Raw genomic sequence first — 6,028 nt, forward strand, 5'->3', positions numbered from 1 at the left:
ATTGTTATAATGATGGGGATGACATTTAGTGATTGAGCCTTATCTTTCAATATAGTAGTTCAGCTCCTTTTTAAAAGACAATACTAATCAAGATAAAGATATCTTTGTTAAGTTATGCATGAGATTATGAAATAATGTAGGTAGTGATATTTCGAAAATATGATAGAAGTATATTCACAATATAATGACTCAATTCATAAATTTGATTTGCAATGACAGGTAATGTCATACTGCTCAACCCAAGAAAAATCTGCCAGAGTGGAAATAAATCCCGTTTATTATTGAGGGAAATACTTACTTCAATAAGGCATCACACAATTCGCGAATCCAGTATATAGTAAAAATTAAGGTGATATAACATTTTTTAGTTCCAGTATAATCCACTTAAAGGACTTATCTATTACTTTTCCATAAATCTGAAACTTTCTCAGATAAAAACTGTCTAATACCTTAAAGGAGTGAACAAAATGAAAAAAATGTTTTGGAGTATGTTAACTATTTTTACAATCTTATTCCTTGCTAGCTGCGGAACTAATAATGATAATGACCCAACAACAGGCAGTGAAGAGCAAGAAAAAGAAGCAAAGGTCTCTACCCAATTAAATGTTGATGCTAATGGAGAAGCAATGCTCCTTATTAAAAACCCTGCGGATAATGAAATGACACTAACCTTTCCAAGCGGACAGGAGGTAGAGTATCAGCTACTAGATCAAGACAAAAATGTCGTGTATACGTATTCTGCCAATAAAAACTTTACACAAGCAATTCAGGAAAAGAAACTAAAGCCTAATGAAGAGATTTCCGTTAAGCTTGATTTGGAAAATGAACTAGCAGAAGTACCTGCCGGAAAGTACAAACTAGTTGTTTGGTCTATGGCATCTGAATTGAGCGATCAAAAGGTTGAATCTGATTATGAATGGGCTGGAACTGAACAAGCAGAAGAGAGTGCACCTCCTGCCGGTGAAAATGATAAAATTACTTTATACAAAGAAGATGCTAATGCTGAATTTGTAGAACCTTATGAGGTGGAAATTGATCCATCTGGAGATAAAGTGAAGCAAATATTTGAAGAAATTGACGCAGCAAATGTAGGATTACTAGAATATCGTTTTGAGAATGACGAGAAAAAACTAGTTTTAGTAATGGATAAGGCTACTGAAAATGTTCAAGGAACTGCTGGAGAATACCTATTTTTAGGCAAAGTCCTCCATTCTTACTTTGAAAACTACCCTAAACTAGAAGAAATTGATTTTGTTAAAGAAGATGGTACACCTGTTGAACTATCACATATGGGAGCTGTATCCACCTTCACACGCGATGAGCAATATACAAAACCAAATTAAAAGTAATACGCTTTGTTAAATTTATTGATTGATTTTGACTAACTTTTTTATAGTGACTGTAAATATAAACAAAGGAACTTTCAAGTGGCTATTAAGAACATAAACTAGATTATGAAATTGAGGTTGGTGACAGCTTTTAGCTTTGTTTATGCGAGTAAATTTATTAGCGCTTTCTCGATGCTAAAGCTGTTCCCATTTATTGATTGTAGCGGCAGGTGGCGACTCCAACGGGATGAGTAAGTCAGATAAGACATCACAACCACGCGCGCTAGCGATGGGTGATGGCTTATCGCTAACCCCGTGGAAAGCGGCAGGCTAGTACGGAAATCAATTCTACCCTCTGATCTAATTTCTTTATATCATAAATCAACCCTACCCTTTAACATAGCCAAATAATAAAAGAGCTTGGATTCCTTCCAAGCTCTTTTTTGATCTATTCACTTCTATCATTCAGACAACGTTCACATTCAAATAATGGAGATTCGACTTGCTCTTGGATGACGCATCCACATTCGCGACAAATCTTTGGATTTTTTTCACTCGTTGGCTTATTCATTCCAATCACCTCCTATAATTTTGCATAGCCTGGAATAGTTAAAAATTCAATGAAGTTATCCTCTTTCACTAATGTCAAAAATAGCTCTGCTGCTTCCATATATCTACCTGCCAAATAAATGTCATTACCAAAGTCGGCTTTTAACTTTCCTAGTTCCTCTGTTAATACCTGCTCCACAAGTGGCATCGTTATCTTTCGGCCGTCCTCTAGCTTTCCTTCTGGATGTCGAACCCATTGCCATACTTGTGTACGAGAAATTTCTGCAGTCGCTGCATCCTCCATCAGGTTGTTAATAGGTGCAGCTCCGTTGCCTCGTAGCCATGAAGCAATGTATTGAACTCCAACGCTACAGTTTAGACGGAGTCCTTCTTCGGTGATTGTTCCAGTTGGTACTTCGAGTAGGTTGTCTGCAGTTACCTGAACGTCCTCTCGTTTACGGTGGATTTGGTTAGGCGTTGGCATATACTCGTCGAATTGCTCCCAAGCAACTGGTACAAGTCCCGGGTGTGCTACCCAAGTTCCATCGTGTCCATCCGAAGCTTCTCTTCTTTTGTCTTCTCGAACCTTTGCAAATGCCGCCTCGTTTGCTTCCTCATCATTCTTAATAGGAATTTGAGCTGCCATTCCCCCGATAGCTGAAGCATTACGTTTATGACAGGTTTGAATACAAAGCTGTGTATACGCTCTCATAAATGGTGACGTCATGGTCACTTGGCCTCGGTCAGGTAAAATAACCTCTGGTTGGTTGCGAAGACGTTTGATGTAGCTAAAAATATAATCCCAGCGTCCACAATTTAAGCCTGCAGAATGATCTTTTAGTTCGTATAAAATCTCATCCATTTCAAAGGCAGCCATAATTGTTTCTATCAATACCGTTGCTTTTATAGTTCCTTGTTGGATCCCTAGCTTCTCCTGCGCAAAGATAAAGATATCATTCCATAGTCTTGCCTCTAGATGACTTTCTAGCTTTGGCAGATAAAAATATGGTCCTGTTCCACGTTCAATTGCCTCTTTCGCGTTGTGGAAAAAATATAATCCAAAGTCAAAGAAGCTACCAGAAATCGGCTTACCATCGATATGAATATTCTTCTCCATCAGATGGAGACCACGAGGACGAACTAATAACACTGCTGTTTCATCCTTTAAGTGATAGCTTTTACCAGTCTCAGGTTGCGTATAAGAAATCGTCTTTCTTACTGCGTCTCTCATATTAATCTGGCCTTCAATCATATTCTCCCATGTAGGAGATGTTGCATCCTCAAAGCAAGCCATGAATGCTTTTGCTCCAGAGTTTAGGGCATTAATAACCATTTTTCGATTGACTGGTCCAGTAATCTCTACCCTTCTATCCTGTAAATCCTTAGGGAGTGGAGCTATTGTCCAGTCCCCTTCTCGAATATGCTTTGTTTCTGTAAGAAAATCTAATTTTTCTCCATTATCTAGTCTTTCCTGGCGATCTCTCCGAGCAATGAGCAAATCCTTTCGTCGATCATCAAATGTTTGATGAAGAGAAGCGACGAATTCCAATGCTTCTGGTGTTAAAATCTCATGCATTCCTTCCACGTCATTACCAACAATTTCAATCTTTTTTTCAGTTATTTGTTCCATTCCTTTACCCTCCCATTTCTTCAATGATCAAGCAAATTGTGCTGTTTCAGTTGAACCTTTCATGGCAGTCGTAGAGGAAGTACCACCGGAAACGACTTGAGAAACCTCATCAAAGTATCCAGTACCAACCTCACGCTGATGTTTGGTAGCAGTATACCCCTTTGATTCGTTCGCAAACTCTGCCTGCTGCAATTTGGAGTATGCAGCCATCCCTTTCGTTTTGTACTCATGAGCAAGCTCAAACATACTGTGGTTCAATGAATGGAATCCAGCAAGTGTGACGAATTGGAACTTGTAGCCCATCTTACCTAGCTCTACTTGATACTTAGCAATCGTCTCTTCATCTAAGTTTGCCTTCCAGTTAAATGATGGAGAACAGTTGTATGCAAGCATTTTATCTGGATACTTGGCATGAATTGCATCCGCAAATTGCTTTGCTTCCTCTAGGCTCGGGTGGGAGGTTTCGCACCATACTAGATCTGCATATGGAGCATAAGCCAATCCACGAGCGATTGCTTGTTCTATACCAGCCTTCGTACGATAGAAGCCTTCTGGAGTTCTTTCTCCCGTAATAAATTCATGGTCACGTGGATCAATATCACTTGTCACCATATCTGCAGCGTCTGCATCTGTACGTGCGATTAAAACAGTAGGGACGCCAGATACGTCAGCTGCTAAACGAGCTGCCACTAGATTACGGATAGCATTTTGTGTTGGAAGAAGTACTTTACCTCCAAGATGACCGCACTTCTTTTCTGATGCTAGCTGGTCTTCTAAGTGAACACCAGCTGCTCCTGCTTCAATCATTCCTTTGATTAGCTCAAATACGTTCAGTGGGCCACCAAAACCTGCTTCAGCGTCTGCCACAATCGGTGCGAACCAGTCAAACTCATCCTCGCGCCCTTCCGCTTGGTCAATTTGGTCTGCTCGCTGAAGCGCTTGGTTTATACGTTTAACTACTGCAGGAACACTATTTGCCGGGTAAAGGCTTTGGTCAGGATACATTTGTCCGGAAAGGTTAGCATCGGCTGCTACCTGCCAGCCACTCAAGTAAATCGCTTGTAGTCCTGCTTTTACCTGCTGTACTGCCTGGTTTCCAGTTAGAGCTCCTAAGGCATTTATAAAATCTTCTTTATGAAGGGAATTCCATAGACGTTCTGCTCCCTTGCGCGCTAATGTATGCTCGATTTGTAGTGATCCACGTAGCTTAATAACCTCTTCAGGAGTATAAGGACGTTCTATTCCCTTCCAACGGTTATCCTCTTCCCATTGCTTTTTAAGCTCTTCTACTTGCTGTTGTCTTTTTGTCATTAATCAACACACCTCTCTGAAATTTTTTGATAATTAAAAATATGTCTTTTTTACTGTATCATAACAGCTTCTTTTCTTGTAATCTAATATATAACAGAATGGTTTATTCTGTATCGGTTTTTGGATAAGATACTTTTTTTCAAGGATGAACAAGAAATAAGAAAGACGAATGGGAGAATTTTAAACTGGAGGTGTATGTATGGAAATAACGAAAGACCAATTAAAGAGGTATAGCAATCTATTAGAAGAATGGATTCCTAAAGAGGCTTCCATTGCAATTGCCATTAAAGACCAGTACATCTATTATTATGCCGGCGAGCATGACCTGCAATTGCAGGAAGGACAGAAGGTTCAGCCAGGAAGCATTGCTGATTTAGTTTTAAAAAATGGCTGTCGAACAGAAGCTGTATTAGACGATAATTTGTTTCAAATCCCTTACTACGGAGTGGGCTATCCTATCGAGATTAATGGTGAAAATGCTGTATTAGTTGTTATCCTCCCACCAAAGCATGCTGTTTCAAAGCAATCGCTGGTTCGATTTCTTACAGGAAAAAAAGAAGATGAATGGAAGCCTGTACCTATTGAAAAAATAGAATACCTGGAAAGCTTGCAAAAAAAGATTTGGTTTTATGCAGAGGGTGAGGCTTATAAAACGACTATCCCTTTAAAGGATCTTCAAAGAAAACTGCCTGATAATTTTATAAGAATTCATCGTTCTTATATCGTTAATATCTCATTTATCGATCGAATCATTCGAGACTTTTCCTCCAATTTATTAGTTGTATTAACCGATGATACAGAATTGCCGATTAGCCAATCTTATATGGCTGAGGTGAGGGCTGTTTTAGGATTTTAAAAGAAGAGATCATAAGCCTCTACCAATAGACATAATTAAAAGAGCTACCATTTTAGGAAGCTCTTTTTAGGTTGCCAAATATCATTTGTTTTCTCCAAACAATTTCTTTATTATAAAAAATAAGTCAACCGTTGGAGGATAATCATGGAAATTTTAAGTACTTATATAGCAGCCACGAACACACATGACTTTGAACAGGTCCGTAAAGTATTGCACAACAATGCCGTTTATTTTTTCTCTGACCAGACCTGTACTACCCATCAAGAGATACAGAATTACTTTGAAAAAGCTTGGACTGTTGTAAAAGATGAAAACTACGAGGCTCGTGATGTCCATTGGCTCCATCAAGGTGAA

At 39.0% G+C, this 6,028-nt stretch carries 5 protein-coding genes; 3 read left to right on the top strand and 2 right to left on the bottom strand.

Features of this window, described 5'->3' with window-relative positions; all coding sequences use genetic code 11:
• Window positions 1-467: 467 nt before the first annotated feature.
• On the top strand, window positions 468-1,343 hold the full coding sequence (locus AC06OU_RS11190; protein WP_475855823.1) for a BsuPI-related putative proteinase inhibitor: 876 nt from the start codon (window positions 468-470) through the stop codon (window positions 1,341-1,343).
• A gap of 568 nt (window positions 1,344-1,911) precedes the next feature.
• Here AC06OU_RS11190 and aceB read toward each other — a convergent pair.
• Together aceB and aceA are read right to left on the bottom strand one after the other, a co-directional pair.
• Entirely contained in the window at window positions 1,912-3,507 is a 1,596-nt protein-coding gene (aceB, locus tag AC06OU_RS11195; protein WP_475855824.1) for a malate synthase A, read from the bottom strand.
• 27 nt (window positions 3,508-3,534) lie between these two features.
• Window positions 3,535-4,818: an isocitrate lyase gene (aceA, locus tag AC06OU_RS11200; RefSeq protein ID WP_475855826.1), complete on the bottom strand. Its 1,284-nt coding sequence runs from the start codon at window positions 4,816-4,818 to the stop codon at window positions 3,535-3,537.
• Window positions 4,819-5,017: 199 nt separating this feature from the next.
• Here aceA and AC06OU_RS11205 point away from each other — a divergent pair, with 199 nt between their 5' ends.
• Complete coding sequence (locus tag AC06OU_RS11205) at window positions 5,018-5,674, top strand: LytTR family DNA-binding domain-containing protein (protein ID WP_475855827.1); 657 nt, start codon at window positions 5,018-5,020, stop codon at window positions 5,672-5,674.
• Window positions 5,675-5,818: 144 nt separating this feature from the next.
• On the top strand, window positions 5,819-6,028 hold a 210-nt coding region (locus tag AC06OU_RS11210; protein ID WP_475855829.1), incomplete at its 3' end, for a DUF4440 domain-containing protein.

The sequence above is a fragment of the Psychrobacillus sp. genome (assembly GCF_056205495.1).

What these genes read in the sequence shown, in the direction of transcription:
- aceA (WP_475855826.1), bottom strand. Translation starts at nt 4,818, where the DNA reads ATGACAAAAAGACAACAGCAAGTAGAAGAGCTTAAAAAGCAATGGGAA.
- AC06OU_RS11190 (WP_475855823.1), top strand. Translation starts at nt 468, where the DNA reads ATGAAAAAAATGTTTTGGAGTATGTTAACTATTTTTACAATCTTATTC.
- AC06OU_RS11205 (WP_475855827.1), top strand. Translation starts at nt 5,018, where the DNA reads ATGGAAATAACGAAAGACCAATTAAAGAGGTATAGCAATCTATTAGAA.
- aceB (WP_475855824.1), bottom strand. Translation starts at nt 3,507, where the DNA reads ATGGAACAAATAACTGAAAAAAAGATTGAAATTGTTGGTAATGACGTG.